We start from the raw sequence: 16,681 nt of genomic DNA on the forward strand, positions 1-16,681 counted from the left end.
AATGCCTCCGCCGTCGGGCGCCTTCGGCGTCGACGCCATCGCCATGACCATGCGCTTCGGCGACTTCGTGGCGCTCGACAATGTCGAGCTGAAGGTGCGGCCGGGCTCGTTCCATGCCCTGCTCGGCGAGAACGGCGCCGGCAAGTCGACCCTGGTCAAATGCATCATGGGCTACTACCACGCCACCGAGGGCGACATCCTGGTCGGCGGGCGCGAGCAGGCGGTCGGCAATCCGAAGGACGCCCACGCACTCGGCCTCGGCATGGTCTACCAGCACTTTACGCTGGTGCCGGCCATGACGGTCGCTGAAAATCTCGTGCTGGCGCGCGACGACGTTCCGGCAGTGGTGAACTGGTCCAGCGAGATGAAGGACCTTGAGGCCTTTCTGGCGCGGATGCCGTTCAAGGTGCCGCTCTCGGCAAGGGTCTCCGACATCTCCGCCGGCGAGCGCCAGAAATGCGAGATCCTCAAGCAGCTCTATCTGAAGCGCCGCTTCCTGATCCTGGACGAGCCGACCTCGGTGCTGACGCCGGCGGAGGCCGACGAGGTGCTCGGCATGCTACGCGACATGGTGGTCAAGGGCGAGCTGACCATTTTGATGATCACGCACAAATTTCGCGAGGTCATGGCCTTCGCGGACGACGTCACGATCCTGCGCCGCGGCAAGCTCGCCGGAGCCGGCAGGGTCGCCGAGCTGACGCCCGATGCGATGGCGCGCACCATGATCGGCGCCGAGGAATTGACGGTGCAGCCGCCGCGCACCGGCGAGGCCGGCACTGCCAGACTGGAACTCGAAAGGGTCCGTGCGCTTGACGATGCCGGCGCCATCGCCGTGCACAATGTCTCGCTCACGGTCCGCGCCGGCGAGATCGTCGGCATTGCCGGCGTCTCCGGCAACGGCCAGCGCCAGTTGGTCGAGGTTTTAGCCGGCCAGCGCGAGGCGGAGGGCGGAGAAATCCGCGTCGCCGGCGATCCCTACCATGCCAGCCGCGAGGAGATGCGACGGCACAAGATGTCGCTCCTTCCCGAGGAGCCGCTGAAGAATGCCTGCGTCGGCGGCATGAGCGTTGCCGACAACATCGCCTTCCGCGAGTTCGACCGCGCACCCTTTGCAAGTGGCGGCTGGTGGCTCAACCGTGGTGCCTTCCGCGACGACGCGAAGAAGAAGATCGCCCAGTACAAGATCAAGACCCGCACGCCCGATACGCCGATCTCGGCACTGTCTGGCGGCAACGTCCAGCGTGCCGTGCTCGCCCGCGAGCTCGGCGGCGACGTCGAGGTGCTGATTGCCGCCAATCCCTGCTTCGGCCTCGACTTCGCAGCCGTGGCGCAGATCCACGCCGAGATCATGGCGGCACGCAACCGCGGCGCCGCCGTGCTGCTCGTCAGCGAGGATCTCGACGAGCTGCTCGAACTCTCCGACCGGCTGGTGGTGATGTTCCACGGCGAATTCGTGTATGAAGCACGGACCAGCGAAGCCGACCTCACCGTGGTCGGCCGGCACATGGCGGGCCATTGAGCGCACCCTGATGGACGGCGGAACCGAACGCGACGAACACTTCCTTCGGCTGTCCTTGGCGGTCGCCCGCCGTTCCCTCACCCATGGCAACCACCCCTTCGGCTGCATCGTCGTCGACGCGGACGGCAAGGTGCTGATCGAGACCGAGAACGGCTATATGCCGGACCACGACGGCACCGCGCATGCCGAGCGCTTGGCGGCCACGCAAGCCTGCCGCACATCGAGCCGCGAGGCGCTGGCGAAGGCTACGCTCTATTCCTCCGCCGAGCCCTGCGCGATGTGCGCCGGCGCGATCTACTGGGCCGGCATCGGCCGCGTCGTCTACGGTCTCAGCGAGGAGCGTCTGCGCGGGATCACCGGCAACCATCCGGAGAACCCGACGCTCGATCTGCCCTGCCGTGAGGTGTTCGCCAGCGGGCAGCGACCGACTGAGGTCGTTGGACCGCTGCTCGAAGACGAGGCCGAAGCGCTGCACGACGGCGTGTGGACGAAGTAGCCGCTTGCCGAGCGAGCCTTGCTCCCGCTCTCGCGGAAGGCCCTGGCGACGGCACCAGCGCATCCCACACATGAAGATGACGCCGCGGAGGTTTGACGCGGCGTCATCGTCGTTCACCTGACGCGTCAGGTGGTTAGAACTTCACGGTGATACCGGAGTACAGCGAGGATTCGGTGCAGGAGCCGGTGCTCACCTTCGTGCCACCGACGAAAGTGGTGCAAGCAAAGGCGTTGTTGTGATCGAGGCCGAACTTGTTCTGCCAGTAGCGATAGGCGACCCAAACGTCGACGAAGTGCGAGTACTTCTCACCCCAGACCGCCTTCGAGGCATCGAGCGTCAGGCGGATCGGCTCCGAGTTGAACTCGACCTTGGTGGGATAGACGTTGTTGGCAACGCTGGCCGGAAGCGGCTCCGTGTCCGTTCCCTTCTTGCCGTACCAGCCGGCGCGGCCGCTGATCGAGAAGTACTGCATGTTCGCCGGCAGGAAACCGAGGTCCATATAGTAGTTGGTTTCGACCGCCCAGGTCGGCTTGAACGACGTGTTGCCGTCGGCGATGCACGGGGCCGACCAACCGGCGCCGCACTGCGAGAAGGAGTTGTGGTTGGCGAACTCCCAATACACCAGCGGCGCTACGTTGAAGTAGCCCTTGTAGGGAAGATCGAAGGCGAACTGCAGACCGGCGACGACGTCGCGCTTGGCGGCGCCGAAGTACCGGTTCTCTGTGTTGGCATCCATGCCAACCTCGAACGAGATGTTATGCAGCGGGCCTTGCGTGAAGGCCTTGGTGTTGAAGATCTCGTTCCAGCCGAAGGTCGAGCGGAACAGGCCATAGATTTCGGTTGCGCCGGCGCAGTTTGCGGGCGTCGCTGCGAAGCCTGCAGCCGGCGACACGATCACGCCGGTAGCGGTGCAGGGACCTGCCGGGTCGTTGTGGTCCGACTTGAACAGCGAGATGGTGAAGAAGTTGGTGCCGTAAGCCCAGGCGTCGAAATGGGTGAAGGAGTAGACCTGCTTCGTCGTCTTGGCGTTGATCACCCCGTTAGTGTTGGTGAACGCGCCCGGCTGCGAGGCGTCGAAGATGTAGGAGAAGGTGACGCGGTCGTCGATCACCAGGAAGAACGGGAGGTCGGCCGCCTTCTTGGCGGCCTTGACCGGCAAGTCCGCGGCCTGAGCAAGGCCACTTGTGGCGAGCGTGGCAAGTGACAGCGCCGCTGCTGCAATTGCCCTGAAACGAAACGACATCCTGAATACCCCCAAGTTTGGACACGTAAAAATGAACGTCCCTTGGGTGCGACACTTGCGCCGATCTCCCGGGGTGAGAAGCCTCAACTTCTTTCAAGCCATGCCGCACGTTTCAGCAGCAAGCGGCGCCTCTCAGCGAAATTCAGAAGATTTTTTTTGCTTCGCTGTCACGTGCGCCAGGTCGCGCGATGGCCGTCCTTGCCGGACATTCCCGATTGATTTCGTTTGTCTTTTGCGTCGAGCGGACGGTGTCGACAAAATTGGCCACGGCGATTGTCCTCACGATCGGGAATTGCATACGCGCGCTGGCGGAGTTTTGCTCAACTTCGCATCAAGCCTGCACAGCAGGTTCCGATTTGGCTTGAACCGTCACAAATTTGCAACAGACGCCATAAGCAGGAGGCGGCAGCAACAGTTCTCCAGAGGCGGCCGGAGGCGACGATCCGCTGACGAGCGCCGCGACTTGCCGACGCGTCTGCCTGCCAAAGCGTTGAGCAAGGGATGACGCTTTTTCACACCTTACGCGGCGGTTTAAACTAGCCCACTATTGAGGCACTTCACCCCAAGCAAGCGCATCAGCGAATGTTGGATCCCACGGCTAACGGCCTGCATTCCGGCGAGTCTCCGCTCCTCAGGACGATCGGGCTCACCAAGCGCTATGGCGACTTCCTCGCCAACGATTCCATCGACATCGATATCTGGCCAACGGAAATCCACGCGCTGCTCGGTGAAAACGGCGCCGGCAAGTCGACGCTGGTCAAGGCGATCTACGGGCTGATCCAGCCCAGCGCCGGCCAGATTTTCTGGCAGGGCCTGCCGATCGTGTTGGCCGGTCCCTCGGAAGCGCGCGACCGCGGCATCGGCATGGTGTTCCAGCATTTCTCGCTGTTCGACAATCTCACCGTCGCCGAGAACGTCGCGCTCGGCCTTGACGGCAAGGAATCCTTCAAGGACATGTCGGCGCGACTGGAGCAGGTGTCGAAGACGTATGGACTGCCGCTCGATCCCAAACGCGAGGTCTGGCAATTGTCGGTCGGCGAGCGCCAGCGCATCGAGATCGTCCGCGCGCTGATGCAGAATCCGAAATTCCTGATCCTGGACGAGCCCACGGCGGTGCTGACGCCGCAGGAAGCCGACCAGCTCTTCATCGTGCTGGAGCGGCTGAAGGCCGAAGGCCGCGCCATCCTCTACATCAGCCACAAGCTGGAGGAGGTGAAGCGCCTCTGCGACACCGCAACGATCCTGCGCGGCGGCAAGAAGATCCAGACCTGCAATCCCGGGCTCGAGACCGCAGCTTCGCTCGCGCGCATGATGGTCGGTGGCGAAATCAAGCAAGTGAAGGCTGCCGCCGGCCGGACGACCACCGTACCTCGGCTCGTCGTCAACGATCTTTCGCTGGCCCCTAGCGAGGCGCACGGCGTGCGACTGGAGCACATCTCGTTCGAGTTGAAGGGCGGCGAAATCCTGGGCATCGCCGGCGTCGCCGGCAACGGCCAGGACGAGCTATTCGCCGCGCTGTCCGGCGAGCGCCTGTCCAAGGATCCCGGTACGGTGGTGATCGAAGGCATCGCCGCAGGCCATCTCTCGATCACGCAGCGGCGCAAGCTGGGTGCGGCTTTCGTTCCCGAAGAGCGGCTCGGCCACGGCACCGCGCCGCGCATGAGGCTGTCGGAGAACGCGCTGCTCACCGGCCATGCCGCGAGCGGTATGGTCAATCATGGCTTTATCGACACCGCGGCCACGCTCAAGACCGTCGACCGCGCAACCGAGACGTTCGACGTCCGCAAGGCCAAGCGCGATCCGGAAGCCGCATCCCTCTCCGGCGGCAATCTGCAAAAGTTCATCGTGGGACGCGAGATCCTGCGCAACCCCGCCGTGCTGGTGGTGAGCCAGCCGACCTGGGGCGTCGATGCCGGCGCGGCCGCCGTCATCCGCCAGGCGCTGCTTGATCTGGCAACCGCGGGCGCCGCCGTGCTCGTCACCAGCCAGGACCTCGACGAACTGGCGGAAATCGCCGACCGCATTGCCGTCATGTTCCATGGCCGACTGTCCGCGCCGCTCGCAACAAGCGAAGCCACTCGCGAAAAGCTCGGCCTCCTCATGGGCGGCAGCAGCCTGGAGCCGAAGGAGGCCGCGCATGCAGTTGGTGCTTGAGAAGCGCGCCGAGCGTTCCAACACGATCGCGCTGGTCTCGCCGCTGATCGCAATCGGCCTGACGATCGTCACCATGGTCATCCTGTTCGCGATCCTCGGCAAGAATCCGCTCCTTGCCCTGCACGCCTATTTCATCGCGCCTCTGACCGACAGTTATTCGCTGCAGGAGATCGCGGTGAAAGCGACACCGCTGGTGATGATCGCGATCGGGCTGTCGCTTTGCTATCTCGCCAATGCCTGGAACATCGGCGCCGAGGGGCAATTTCTGATCGGCGCTGTCGCCGGAAGCTGGATCGCCGTGAAGACGCAAGGCACCGACGCCGGCGCCTGGGTACTGCCGGTCATGTTCGTGCTCGCCGCCGCGGCAGGCGCGCTCTATGCGCTGATCCCGGCGATCTGCAAGGTGAGGTTCGGCGCCAGCGAAATCCTGACCAGCCTGATGCTGGTTTATGTCGCCGATCTCTTCCTCGACTATCTGGTGCGCGGCCCCTGGCGCGATCCGAACGGCTTCAACTTTCCGACCACGGCCGAATTCGATCCGGTCGCAACCGTTCCGCTGCTGATCGAAGGCGGCCGGCTGCATCTCGGCTCGATCATCGCCTTGCTGGTCGTCGCGGCGGTGGCGATCCTGCTCGGACGCACCATCAAGGGATTCGAGATCCGCGTGGTGGGCGCAGCCCCCCGCGCCGCGCGGTTCGGCGGATTCAATTCGAACCAGTTGATCCTCCTGACCTTCGCCGTCTCGGGTGCACTCGCGGGCCTTGCCGGCATCATCGAGGTCGCAGGTCCCGTCGGACACCTCCAGCCCGGCATCTCCCCCGGCTACGGCTTTACCGCGATCATCGTTGCCTTCCTCGGTCGGCTGAACCCGCTTGGAATTTTAATTGCAGGCCTTTTTCTCGCATTGACCTTTATCGGCGGCGAGCAGGCGCAGATCGCGATGAAGATCCCGTTGGACGTCACCAAGGTCTTTCAAGGCATCCTGCTGTTCTACGTGCTCGCCTGCGATTCCCTCATTCTCTACCGCTTCAAGCTGGTCTTCCCGAACCGACAGGTGGCTCGTGGAGCTAATTGAAGCCATCATCCTCGCAGTGCTCGCCGCCTCGACGCCGCTCCTGATCGCGGCGACCGGCGAGCTCGTGACCGAACGATCCGGCGTGCTCAATCTCGGCGTCGAGGGCATGATGATCGTCGGGGCGGCCTGCGGCTTTGCCGGCGCCTGGCTGACCGGTTCGATCTTCATCGGCGCGCTGTTCGGCATCGTTGCGGGCACATTGATGTCGCTGGTCTTCGCTCTGATGACGCTCGGGCTCGCGGTCAACCAGGTTGCGACAGGCCTTGCTCTGACCATTCTCGGCATCGGACTGTCCGGCCTGATCGGCGCCGGATTTGTCGGTGAGCGCATCACGCCGGCGGTTCATCTCCACATCCCCGGTCTCACGGACATTCCGCTGATCGGCCGCGTGCTGTTCGGCGAAGACGCCTTCGTCTACTTCTCGCTGGCGCTGATCGTCGGCGTCTGGTGGTTTCTATACCGTACCCGGCCGGGCCTGATCCTGCGCGCCTGCGGCGACAACCACGTCTCCGCCCATGCGCTCGGCTATCCCGTGCTGCGCATCCGAACCTTCGCCGTGATGTTCGGCGGCGCCTGCGCCGGACTTGCCGGCGCTTACTTGCCGCTCGCCTATACGCCGTTCTTCATTCCCGGCATGACCGCAGGCCGCGGCTGGATCGCGCTGGCGCTGGTCGTGTTCTCGTCCTGGCGACCCGGACGGCTCGTGGTCGGCGCCTACCTGTTCGGCGCGGTGACGATCCTGCAGCTGCACGCGCAGGGCTGGGGCGTCGGCGTTCCCTCGCAGCTCATGTCGGCGCTGCCTTACCTTGCGACCGTCATCGTCCTGGTCCTGCTCTCCCGCGCGCGCACGGGCGGATCGACCGCGCCGGCTGCGCTGGGCACCGTGTTCGTGCCTGACCGCTGAGTTTCATTTCCGCACCGTGCGCGATGGGGCGCGCACGGTGCGGATCGTGGCTTTCCCCTGATGTTTGGAGATTGATGATGAGGAAAACACTTCTTGCGCTGGCTGCCGGGCTTTTGCTTGCCGGAAGCGTCAGTGCAGCCTCCGCCGCCGACAAGCTCAAGGTCGGCTTCATTTACCTCGGTCCGATCGGAGACCTTGGCTGGACCTACCAGCACGACCTCGCGCGCCAGGCGCTGGTGAAGGAACTGGGCGACAAGATCGAGACCACCTATCTGGAGAATGTGCCCGAAGGTCCCGATGCCGAACGCGCCATCGAGCAGCTCGTCCGCGCCGGCAACAAGCTGATCTTCACGACCTCGTTCGGCTACATGGATCCGACGCTGAAGGTCGCCAAGAAGTATCCGAACGTGCATTTCGAGCATTCGACCGGCTACAAGCGCGACAAGAACATGTCGACCTATTCGGCCAAATGGTACCAGGGCCGCTACATCCAGGGCCTGATCGCGGCCAAGATGTCGAAGTCCGGCGTGCTCGGCTATATCGGCTCGTTCCCGATTCCGGAGGTCGTCTCCGGCATCAACGCGACGATCCTGGCGGCGCAGACCATCAACCCGAACATCAAGGTCAAGATCATCTGGGCCAACACCTGGTTCGACCCGGGCAAGGAAGCCGACGCCGCCAAGGCGCTGATCGACCAGGGCGCCGACGTGATCATGCAGCACACGGACTCGCCGGCGGCGATGCAGATCGCCAGCGAACGCGGCAAGCTCGCCTTCGGCCAGGACTCCGAGATGATCAAGTTCGGGCCGAAGACCCAGCTCACCTCGATCCTGGACACCTGGGGCCCCTATTACATCGCCCGCGTCAAAGCCGAGCTCGACGGAACCTGGAAGTCCGAGGACACCTGGGGCGGCCTCGACAGCCACATGTTCGCGATGGCGCCCTACACCAACATGCCTGACGACGTGAAGAAGATGGCCGAAGATGCCCAGGCGGCGATCACCGCGGGCAAGCTGCATCCGTTCAAGTGCCCGGTCATTGGGCAGGACGGCAAGCCGGTCGAGTGTAAAGGCGGCGATCACCTCGACGACGGCCAGATCCTCGGCATGAATTTCTACGTCAAGGGCATCGACGACAAGCTGCCGGGCAAGTAGCACGCTTCTTGCATTGCCTAGATCACCTGCTCCTCCCGGAGGAGGTTCGGAGGGGGTGGCCAGAAGCACCCGGCACTTGTGGTCGCCCCCTCTTTCTATTTTCGCCGGGATATTATCCGGCCTGCATGGCCCGCGCCGCCGCACTATGGCGGCGGATGAGGTCTGCAACGTCGAGGCCCGGGATCGCGCCATCGACTACGGCCCATTTTCCAGCCACCATCACCCGATCAGCCCGATGCGCCCCGCACAGCACCACTGCGGCCAGAGGATCGCCATGGCCGGAGAAGCGCAGCTCATCGAGCCGGAACAGCGCAAGATCGGCTGCCTTGCCGACGGCGATCTCACCGAGTTCCGGCCGGCCGACGCAGGCTGCCGAACCCTTGGTGGCCCAGCGCAGCGCATCCTTGTGGCTGACCTTCGCCACCCCGTAGCGCGCCCGCTGCAGGAGGAACGCCGCCCGCACCTCCTGCATCAGGTTCGATCCATCATTCGAGGCCGAACCGTCCACCCCGATGCCGATGCCGACGCCGGCTTCCTCCAAATCGCACACGGGACAGCAGCCGGATGCCAGGAGCTGGTTGCTGCAGGCGCAATGGCTGATGCTCGTCCCGGCGCGGCCCAACCGCTTCATCTCGTCGGCATCGAAGAAGATACCATGGGCGAGCCAAGTGCGCGCATTGAGCCAGCCGCATTGCTCGAGATAGTCGAGCGGACGGCAGCCGTACATCTGCTGGCAGAACCTGTTCTCGTCCTCGGTCTCGGCGAGATGGGTATGCAGGCGTACTTCGAGCTTGTCGGCGAGCTCGGCGGTGGCACGCATCAGGGACGTCGTCACCGAGAACGGCGAGCACGGCGCGAGCGCGATCTGCACCATCGCATCCGCACCTCGCTGATGATGCTTGGCAACCACGCGCGCGCTGTCGGCGAGGATGGTGTCTTCGTCCTGCACGACGCTATCGGGCGGCAGGCCGCCATCGCGCTGCGACAGGTTCATCGAGCCGCGCGTGAGCAGCACGCGCACGCCAAGACGTTTTGCGACGTCAACCTCGATGTCGACGGATTCCTCGAGCCCCGCAGGGAACACGTAATGGTGGTCGGTCGTGGTGGTGCAGCCCGACAGCAGCAGCTCGGACATCGCCACCGTGACGCCGAGCTGCAGCCGCTCCGGCGTCAGCTTCGCCCAGACCGGATAGAGCGCCTGGAGCCAGGGAAACAGTTCGCGATCCATCGCCGCCGGCAACGCCCGCGTCAGGGTCTGGTAGAAATGATGGTGGGTGTTGATGAGGCCGGGCAGCACGACGTGTTCGCCGGCATCGAACACTGCGACATCCGCAGTTGCGGGCGCAGCGCCGACCGGCACCAGCTCGACGATCCGGCCGTCCTTCACCACGACCCCGCACTCGGCCCCGTCGGCGAGGATGGCCAGCGGATCCTTGATCCAGATCGGCTTTGCGTCGCTCATGATCCTGCTCTCCTCACATCCGCTGACGGCAGGCCTGCAAGACAGACGCCAGCCCGAACGCCATCCTGCTGCGACTTGTTGTTGCGACTTGGCTCCGGTCTTGCAAGACTCATCTGCACGATTCACCGGGCGGAAGCGTTGGCGCGGCCATGGATTTGAATACCATCACAGCGGTCACCCATCCGCAAACGCGCGCGCAGCTGCCCGTTTGGACGCCAGGTGATGCTTGGCTCGCGGGCGGCACATGGCTGTTCTCGGAGCCGCAAGTCCACCTGGCTCGGCTCATCGATCTCACCGACCTGAAGTGGCCGGCGCTGACGGTCACCGACAGTCATCTCAGCATTGCCGCCACGTGCACCATCGCGCAGCTCGATGGGCTCGCCTGTCCGTTCGGCTGGTTCGCGTCGCCGCTGATCAACCAATGCTGCCGCGCCTTCCTTGCTTCGTTCAAGATCTGGAAGACGGCGACGGTCGGCGGCAATCTCTGCATGTCGTTGCCGGCAGGACCGATGATCTCGCTCACCGCGGCGCTCGATGGCGTCTGTACCATCTGGAAGGCCGGCGGCGGTGAACAGAAGATGCAAGTCGCGGACTTCGTCACCGGCAACCAGCGCAACCTTCTGATGCCGGGGGACCTGCTCCGGCAAATCGATATTCCGATCGCCGCGTTGAAGCGCCGCACGGCCTTTCGCCAGATCTCGCTGGCACCGGTCGGCCGCTCGGCGGCGCTCCTGATCGGCAGCCTGGATGCCGACGGCACGCTGACGATCACGGTCACCGCATCGACGGTGCGGCCGATCCGATTGTCCTTTCGCAAGGCCCCGGAGGCGAGCCCGCTTCGCGACGCTATTGCTCGGCAGATCACGGACGATCTGTACCACACCGACATCCACGGCAAGCCGCTCTGGCGCAAGCACATGACACTGCGGCTTGCCGAGGAGATCCGTGACGAACTTCTGGACGCGACGCCATCATGAGCTTCGAGATCAACGGCAAGCCGTTTTCGCAGAGCCCGCGCGCCGGCCAGTGCCTGCGCACGTTTCTGCGCGAGCTCGGCCATTTCGGCGTGAAGAAGGGCTGCGACGCCGGCGATTGCGGCGCCTGCACCGTGTTGCTCGACGGCGAGCCGGTACATAGCTGCCTGATCCCGGCTTTCCGCGCCGAAGGCCGTGCCGTCACCACGATCGAAGGTCTCGGCGACGACCACGGCGCGCATCCGATGCAGCAGGCCTTCCTCGATGCGCAAGGCTTTCAATGCGGCTTCTGCACCGCCGGCATGATCCTGACCTGCGCGTCGCTGAATCAGGCGCAGCGCACCGATCTCGGCGTCGCGCTGAAGGGCAACATCTGTCGCTGCACCGGCTATCGTTCGATCGAGGATGCGCTTCTCGGCAAGATCAATGTCGAGGAGAGCGTCGAGCCCGGCGCTGCATTCGGCCGCAGCCTGCCGGCTCCGGCTGGACCCGACGTCGTGCGCGGCAAGGCGCGCTACACATTCGACACGCAGATCGACGGCCTGCTGCATATCAAGCTGCTCCGCTCGCCGCACGCGCACGCGAAGATCGTCGCGATCGACAAATCGGACGCCCTTCGCGTTCCCGGCGTGCACGCGGTGCTGACGCATGAGGATGCTCCAACGATCCTGATCTCGACCGCGCGGCATGAGAAGGACTGGATGGATCCGGAGGATACCCGAATCCTCGACGACGTCGTCCGCTTCATCGGCCAGAAGGTCGCCGCCGTCGTCGCCGAAAGCGAGGCCGCCGCCGAGGAGGCCTGCCGCCGGCTGCAGGTCAGTTACGAGCTTCTGCCTGCGCTGATCGACCCTGAGAAGGCGATGGCGCCGGGCGCGCCGATCATTCATCCCGATCGGACCAGCGAAAATCGCGTTGCCGACGCCCAGCGTAACCTCGTCGCGGAGACGCACGGCGAATTCGGCGACGTTGCGGCCGCGCTCGCGACATCCGCCGTCACCTACGAGGCCACCTTCCACAGCCATCGCGTGCAGCATGCCGCTCTGGAAACCCATGGCGGGCTCGCCTGGCTTGATGCGTCGGGCGTGCTCAATGTCCGCACCTCGACGCAGGTACCGTTCCTGACCCGGCGCGCGCTGTCGGATATCTTCGAGCTTCCCATGGACAAGGTCCGCGTGTTCTGCGAACGCGTCGGCGGCGGCTTTGGCGGCAAGCAGGAGATGTTCGTCGAGGACATCCTGGCGCTTGCCGCGCTGAAGACCGGGCGGCCGGTGAAGCTGGAGCTCACCCGCGAGGAGCAGTTCATCGCAACCTCGACGCGGCATCCGATGCGCGTCCACATCAAGGCCGGTGCAGACGCGGACGGCAAGCTCACCGCGCTCCAGCTCGAGGTGCTCTCCAACACCGGTGCTTACGGCAATCACGCCGGCCCGGTGATGTTCCACTCGCTGGCCGAGTCCATCAGCGTCTACAACTGTCCGAACAAGAAGGTCGACGGCTTCGCCGTCTACACCAACACGGTGCCGGCGGGGGCATTTCGCGGCTATGGCCTGCCGCAAACGCAGATTGCGATCGAAGCCGCGATCGACGAGCTGGCAACGCAACTCGGGATCAGCCCCTACGACATGCGCCGGCGCAACGTCGTCAAGCCCGGCGATCCCATGCTGTCGCCGCCGCCATCCGAATTTCACGACGTGCTCTATGGCTCCTACGGGCTCGACCAGTGCCTCGACCTCGTCGAGCGCGCGATGCAGGCCGATGGTCCGCAGCCGGACCTGTCGCCGGAATGGCTGGTCGGCGACGGCGTCGCGCTGACCATGATCGACACGGTGCCGCCAGCCGGCCACCTCGCCGACGCCAAGATCGCGCTCAACGACCACGGCGGCTTCGATCTCACCGTCGGCACCGCCGAGTTCGGCAACGGCACAAGCACCGTGCACCGGCAGATCGCCGCCACCGTGCTGGCGACAACCGTCGACCGCATCCATCTGCGCCAGTCCGACACCGCCCATGGCGGCCACGACACCGGCGCCTATGGCAGCGCCGGCACCTTCGTCGCCGGCAAGGCGACCCATGAGGCAGCCATGCAGCTTGCGACCGAGCTGAAGGCGGCGGCAGCCGCTGCATGGCTCTGTGAGGTCGGCGGCTGCACGCTCGAAGGCGACGCTGTCGTCAGCGGCGTGCGGCGTATGTCGTTTGCGGAATTGGCCAGGCTTGCGCGCGAACGCGGACAGCCGTTCGCAGGCACCGGCCGTTCCGGCGGCACGCCGCGTTCGGTCGGCTTCAACGTGCAGGGTTTCCGCGTCGCCGTGAACAAGGGCACCGGCGAGCTGAAGATTCTCAGGAGCGTGCAGGCGGCGGATGCCGGCGTCGTCGCCAATCCCATGCAGTGCCGCGGCCAGGTCGAGGGCGGCGTCGCGCAGGCGCTCGGTGCGGCGCTCTACGAGGAGATGGTGATCGACGCGGACGGCCGCGTCACCAATCCGAAATTCCGCGATTACCACCTGCCCTCCTTCGCCGACGTGCCGCGTACGGAAGTCTTCTTCGCCGAGACCAGCGACACGATCGGACCGCTGGGAGCGAAGTCGATGAGCGAGAGCCCGTACAATCCGGTCGCCGCCGCGCTCGGCAATGCGATCGCGGACGCCACCGGCATCCGCTTCACCGCGCCTCCCTTCAAGCCGGACCGGCTGTTTCCGGCACTGCACGAGAAATTTGGCGACTAGCTGCCACGATAGGTCGAGTAGCTCCACGGCGTGACCAGCAGCGGCACGTGGTAATGGCTTTCCGGCTCGCTGATCGCAAAGCGCAGCGGAATCACGTCGAGGAACGCCGGGTCGGTGAGCTGGACGTTGCGCTCGGCATAATATTTGGCCACGCTGAAGCGGAGCTCATAGCTGCCGATCGGCAGCGGACGACCGCCGATCAGCGGTTGATCGGTACGCCCGTCCGCATTGGTGAAGGTGCGCGCGATGATGCGGCTCTCGCCGAGAGCGGCGAGTTCGACGAGCTCCACCGGGATGCCTGGAGCGGGCTTGCCTGCGTGATTGTCGAGCACGTGGGTCGACAGCCGGCCGTGCACTTTCAGCTTATCGTCGGCAACAACGAGCTGATCGAGGCGCAACGCCGAGATGCGGCCAATCTCCTCGATCGCGCGGCGCATCTCGGTCTTGGCGATATTGCGCAACCGCGCCTCGAAGTCGCTCAGCACGGAATCCTTGGTGTGACGACGTACGCAGACGATATAGGGGATGTCGAACTTGTCGCGATAGGCCTTGTTGACGCGCTCGAACGCGGCGTATTCGGCATCAGAGAGCCGGTCGAGGCCGGCGCTGTTCTGCTCGTCGGTCGATTCCGCCGTGAGGCCCGCCGCGCGCTGGGTCTTGTTGGCGAGATCCGGATGCGCACGGATCAGCGCCAATTGCACGTCGGGTTCGGCACTCTGGATCGCCGCCATCAGCGCGGCGTGCAACTGGTTGATGCCGGCGAACGGCCGCTTCCCGGCGAGCTGCTCTGCGATCCACGGCGAATATTCTACGACATTGGCGAGCGCGGCGATGAAATCGGCTTCGCTGGCGGCATTGAGATCAGAAAGCGAGATCTGCGACATCGTCTCTCACCCGATCTCGAATGCGTCGGCCGCAAGGTGCGCGTGCTTGTCGTGCCAGTGCCGTGCGATCTGGAGCCGCGTCGGAACCCAGACACGCTCATGCTTGCCGATGTAGTCGAGGAAGCGGATCAGCCCCGCCGCGCGGCCCGGCCGGCCGGCGAGGCGGCAGTGCAGTCCCACCGACATCATCTTCGGCGCGGTCTCACCTTCGGCGTAGAGAACATCGAAGGCATCCTTCAAATAGGTGAAGAATTGCTCGCCTTCCGCAAATCCCTGCGGGTTGATGAAGCGCATGTCGTTGGCGTCAAGCGTATAGGGGATGATCAGCTGCTTGCCGCTGGCGCCCTTGACCCAATAGGGCAGATCGTCGGCGTAGGAGTCACAGAGATAAAGGAAGCCGCCCTCCTCCATCAGGAGACGGTTGGTGTTGATCGAGGAGCGCCCGGTGTACCAGCCAAGCGGCCGCGATCCGGTCGCCTCAAGATGGACGCGGATCGCTTCGGCGATTTCCGCACGCTCCTGCGCCTCGGTCATGTCCTTGTGCTCGATCCACTTCAGGCTATGGCTCGCGATGTCCCAGCCCGCCTCCTTCATCGCCGCGACGATCTCCGGATTGCGCTTCAACGCGGTGGCGACGCCGAACACGGTGGTCGGCCATTTGCGTTCGCTGAACATCCGCCACAGCCGCCAGAAGCCGGCGCGCGAGCCGTACTCGAACATCGATTCGATATTGGCATGGCGCTGGCCCGGCCAGGGCTGTGCGCCGAGCACGTCGGACAGGAACGCTTCCGAGGCGCGATCGCCGTGCAGGATGTTGTTCTCGCCGCCCTCCTCGAAATTGACGACGAACTGCACCGCGACCCGCGCATTATCAGGCCATTGCGGATGCGGCGGGTTGCGGCCGTAACCGCGGAGATCGCGCGGGTAGCGGGTCTCAGTCACTCAGACTTCCTCGAAGCGGATCGGCAGCGCGCCCTTCCACAGCACGCTCTTGCCGAGCGTTGCCAGGTTCTCCAGCCCAGAGGTCACGGTGATGAAGTGGTTGCCGGCGAGCTGGCCCATCTTGCTGGCGAAGCTCACGCCGCCATAGGCCATCAGGATCTCGGTCTCGCTGATGCCGCCGGGATAGAGGATGATCTGGCCGGGCGCGGGATAGCTGGTGTGGTTCTCGTAGCCCACGCCGAAATCGAGGTCGCCGAGCGGCATCCACACGCCCTCGCCGCTCCAGCGCACATGGATGATATGGCTTTCGAACGGCAGCGCCTTGCGGAACGCAGCGACGGTCTTGGGCGCGGCTTGCTCCTCGAAGCGGGCATCGAAGGTAAAATCGCCGGCGCGGATAACGAGTTTGCTCATCTCATCTCTCTGGATCGGGGGCGCTGCCCCCACGGGGAATCTTCAAGCAAAGAGCATTCCAGACAGGTTCGCGCAAGTGGGAGGCCACATCACCTGCGGTCGTAGGACCAGCCGAAAACGCCGCTCCGACGCACCTCCGGCTCCGGCTCGGCGGCAGGCAGCGGCGCCTCCTTCAGTTCCGCCTGCGGCGGCGGCGCGGGCGGCGCCGGCAGGTTCTCGCATTTCATGGAGTAGACCAGCTTGCCGTCCGCGGTTCGCCCGATCGGCGCGCAGGGGTCCGGATGCGCCGCCGTGGTCTTTGGGGTCAGCTTGATCTGCGCCATGGCCGGCGAGGCGATCAGCAGAATAACCAGCAGATATTTCGACATCATTGTCGCTCGATAGACCCTCATTCGCCGCATTGAACCGGATTGCGCCAATCAAGTCCATCGGCGGTGCGGGCACGATTGCCGAATATTTAGCTTCGCTGCGATCGCAATGACGGAGTATGAGGCGACGGCTCCGCTCTTCGAATTGTGTCGCAGGCACGCCTTCGCATCCTCGCGGCGCATTTCGCCCGAGCTTTGCTTTGTCGCTCCGCCCTCTCCAAGCCAAGAGGGCGCAGGGAAGGCCGGGTGCCGGCTGGCACCCGCGGTCCGCTGCGCGAAGATGTAGCGCAAAAGAACCGCACAGCAGCATGCAGGTGTAGCCAATCACTCGGCCTTCCCTGCGCAGTGGTTGGACGGCTTATGCCG

The 16,681-nt window shown here is 64.7% G+C and carries 14 protein-coding genes; 8 read left to right on the forward strand and 6 right to left on the reverse strand.

Features of this window, described 5'->3' with window-relative positions:
- Window position 1 precedes the first annotated feature (1 nt).
- On the forward strand, window positions 2–1,519 hold the full coding sequence (locus OC450_RS18475; RefSeq protein ID WP_211385364.1) for an ABC transporter ATP-binding protein: 1,518 nt from the start codon (window positions 2–4) through the stop codon (window positions 1,517–1,519).
- A gap of 10 nt (window positions 1,520–1,529) precedes the next feature.
- Window positions 1,530–2,015, forward strand: coding sequence for a nucleoside deaminase (locus OC450_RS18480; RefSeq protein ID WP_211384839.1), 486 nt, complete (start codon window positions 1,530–1,532; stop codon window positions 2,013–2,015).
- 133 nt (window positions 2,016–2,148) lie between these two features.
- On the opposite strand, the gene OC450_RS18485 is transcribed toward OC450_RS18480, so the two are convergent.
- Window positions 2,149–3,258 (reverse strand): hypothetical protein, encoded by a 1,110-nt coding sequence (locus OC450_RS18485; RefSeq protein ID WP_211384838.1) that lies wholly within the window; start codon window positions 3,256–3,258, stop codon window positions 2,149–2,151.
- A gap of 582 nt (window positions 3,259–3,840) precedes the next feature.
- On the opposite strand from OC450_RS18485, the gene OC450_RS18490 reads away from it, so the two are divergent.
- The 4 genes from OC450_RS18490 to OC450_RS18505 all read left to right on the forward strand — a co-directional run bounded on the left by OC450_RS18490 (window position 3,841) and on the right by OC450_RS18505 (window position 8,545).
- The gene (locus tag OC450_RS18490; RefSeq protein WP_211384837.1) at window positions 3,841–5,412 is read left to right on the forward strand and encodes an ABC transporter ATP-binding protein; all 1,572 of its coding nucleotides are present in this window, start codon (window positions 3,841–3,843) and stop codon (window positions 5,410–5,412) included.
- The gene (locus OC450_RS18495; protein ID WP_256809377.1) at window positions 5,396–6,487 is read left to right on the forward strand and encodes an ABC transporter permease; all 1,092 of its coding nucleotides are present in this window, start codon (window positions 5,396–5,398) and stop codon (window positions 6,485–6,487) included. Before OC450_RS18490 ends, OC450_RS18495 begins: the two co-directional genes overlap by 17 nt.
- Window positions 6,474–7,391, forward strand: coding sequence for an ABC transporter permease (locus OC450_RS18500; RefSeq protein ID WP_211384835.1), 918 nt, complete (start codon window positions 6,474–6,476; stop codon window positions 7,389–7,391). The genes OC450_RS18495 and OC450_RS18500 overlap by 14 nt, the downstream gene beginning before the upstream one ends.
- A gap of 77 nt (window positions 7,392–7,468) precedes the next feature.
- Window positions 7,469–8,545, forward strand: a complete 1,077-nt coding sequence (locus OC450_RS18505; RefSeq protein ID WP_256809375.1) for a BMP family ABC transporter substrate-binding protein — start codon at window positions 7,469–7,471, stop codon at window positions 8,543–8,545.
- 112 nt (window positions 8,546–8,657) lie between these two features.
- Here the strand turns inward: OC450_RS18505 and OC450_RS18510 are convergent, their stop codons facing one another.
- The gene (locus OC450_RS18510) at window positions 8,658–10,007 is read right to left on the reverse strand and encodes an 8-oxoguanine deaminase (protein ID WP_211384833.1); all 1,350 of its coding nucleotides are present in this window, start codon (window positions 10,005–10,007) and stop codon (window positions 8,658–8,660) included.
- A gap of 149 nt (window positions 10,008–10,156) precedes the next feature.
- Between OC450_RS18510 and OC450_RS18515 the strand changes: the two genes are divergently transcribed.
- Together OC450_RS18515 and OC450_RS18520 are read left to right on the forward strand one after the other, a co-directional pair.
- The gene (locus OC450_RS18515; RefSeq protein WP_211384832.1) at window positions 10,157–10,984 is read left to right on the forward strand and encodes an FAD binding domain-containing protein; all 828 of its coding nucleotides are present in this window, start codon (window positions 10,157–10,159) and stop codon (window positions 10,982–10,984) included.
- A complete protein-coding gene (locus OC450_RS18520; protein WP_211384831.1) occupies window positions 10,981–13,707 on the forward strand; it encodes a molybdopterin-dependent oxidoreductase in 2,727 nt (908 codons plus the stop codon). The genes OC450_RS18515 and OC450_RS18520 overlap by 4 nt, the downstream gene beginning before the upstream one ends.
- Here the strand turns inward: OC450_RS18520 and uraD are convergent.
- From uraD to OC450_RS18540, 4 genes are all read right to left on the reverse strand, one after another.
- Window positions 13,704–14,591: a 2-oxo-4-hydroxy-4-carboxy-5-ureidoimidazoline decarboxylase gene (gene uraD, locus OC450_RS18525; protein WP_262048401.1), complete on the reverse strand. Its 888-nt coding sequence runs from the start codon at window positions 14,589–14,591 to the stop codon at window positions 13,704–13,706. The two genes, OC450_RS18520 and uraD, sit on opposite strands and share 4 nt — an antisense overlap.
- Before the next feature lie 6 nt (window positions 14,592–14,597).
- Entirely contained in the window at window positions 14,598–15,533 is a 936-nt protein-coding gene (gene puuE, locus OC450_RS18530) for an allantoinase PuuE (protein ID WP_262048402.1), read from the reverse strand.
- Window positions 15,534–15,947, reverse strand: coding sequence for a DUF3830 family protein (locus OC450_RS18535; protein ID WP_211384828.1), 414 nt, complete (start codon window positions 15,945–15,947; stop codon window positions 15,534–15,536).
- 89 nt (window positions 15,948–16,036) lie between these two features.
- Window positions 16,037–16,315, reverse strand: coding sequence for a hypothetical protein (locus OC450_RS18540; protein ID WP_372703294.1), 279 nt, complete (start codon window positions 16,313–16,315; stop codon window positions 16,037–16,039).
- Window positions 16,316–16,681 lie beyond the last annotated feature (366 nt).

The sequence above is a fragment of the Bradyrhizobium sp. Bra78 genome (assembly GCF_024519855.1).
GTDB lineage: Bacteria > Pseudomonadota > Alphaproteobacteria > Rhizobiales > Xanthobacteraceae > Bradyrhizobium > Bradyrhizobium japonicum_G.

Bases quoted from the DNA above. Each gene is read 5' to 3' on its own strand.
- OC450_RS18475 (WP_211385364.1), top strand. From the start codon at position 2: ATGCCTCCGCCGTCGGGCGCCTTCGGCGTCGACGCCATCGCCATGACC.
- OC450_RS18480 (WP_211384839.1), top strand. From the start codon at position 1,530: ATGGACGGCGGAACCGAACGCGACGAACACTTCCTTCGGCTGTCCTTG.
- OC450_RS18485 (WP_211384838.1), bottom strand. From the start codon at position 3,258: ATGTCGTTTCGTTTCAGGGCAATTGCAGCAGCGGCGCTGTCACTTGCC.
- OC450_RS18490 (WP_211384837.1), top strand. From the start codon at position 3,841: ATGTTGGATCCCACGGCTAACGGCCTGCATTCCGGCGAGTCTCCGCTC.
- OC450_RS18495 (WP_256809377.1), top strand. From the start codon at position 5,396: ATGCAGTTGGTGCTTGAGAAGCGCGCCGAGCGTTCCAACACGATCGCG.
- OC450_RS18505 (WP_256809375.1), top strand. From the start codon at position 7,469: ATGAGGAAAACACTTCTTGCGCTGGCTGCCGGGCTTTTGCTTGCCGGA.
- OC450_RS18510 (WP_211384833.1), bottom strand. From the start codon at position 10,007: ATGAGCGACGCAAAGCCGATCTGGATCAAGGATCCGCTGGCCATCCTC.
- OC450_RS18515 (WP_211384832.1), top strand. From the start codon at position 10,157: ATGGATTTGAATACCATCACAGCGGTCACCCATCCGCAAACGCGCGCG.
- OC450_RS18520 (WP_211384831.1), top strand. From the start codon at position 10,981: ATGAGCTTCGAGATCAACGGCAAGCCGTTTTCGCAGAGCCCGCGCGCC.
- uraD (WP_262048401.1), bottom strand. From the start codon at position 14,591: ATGTCGCAGATCTCGCTTTCTGATCTCAATGCCGCCAGCGAAGCCGAT.
- OC450_RS18535 (WP_211384828.1), bottom strand. From the start codon at position 15,947: ATGAGCAAACTCGTTATCCGCGCCGGCGATTTTACCTTCGATGCCCGC.
- OC450_RS18540 (WP_372703294.1), bottom strand. From the start codon at position 16,315: ATGTCGAAATATCTGCTGGTTATTCTGCTGATCGCCTCGCCGGCCATG.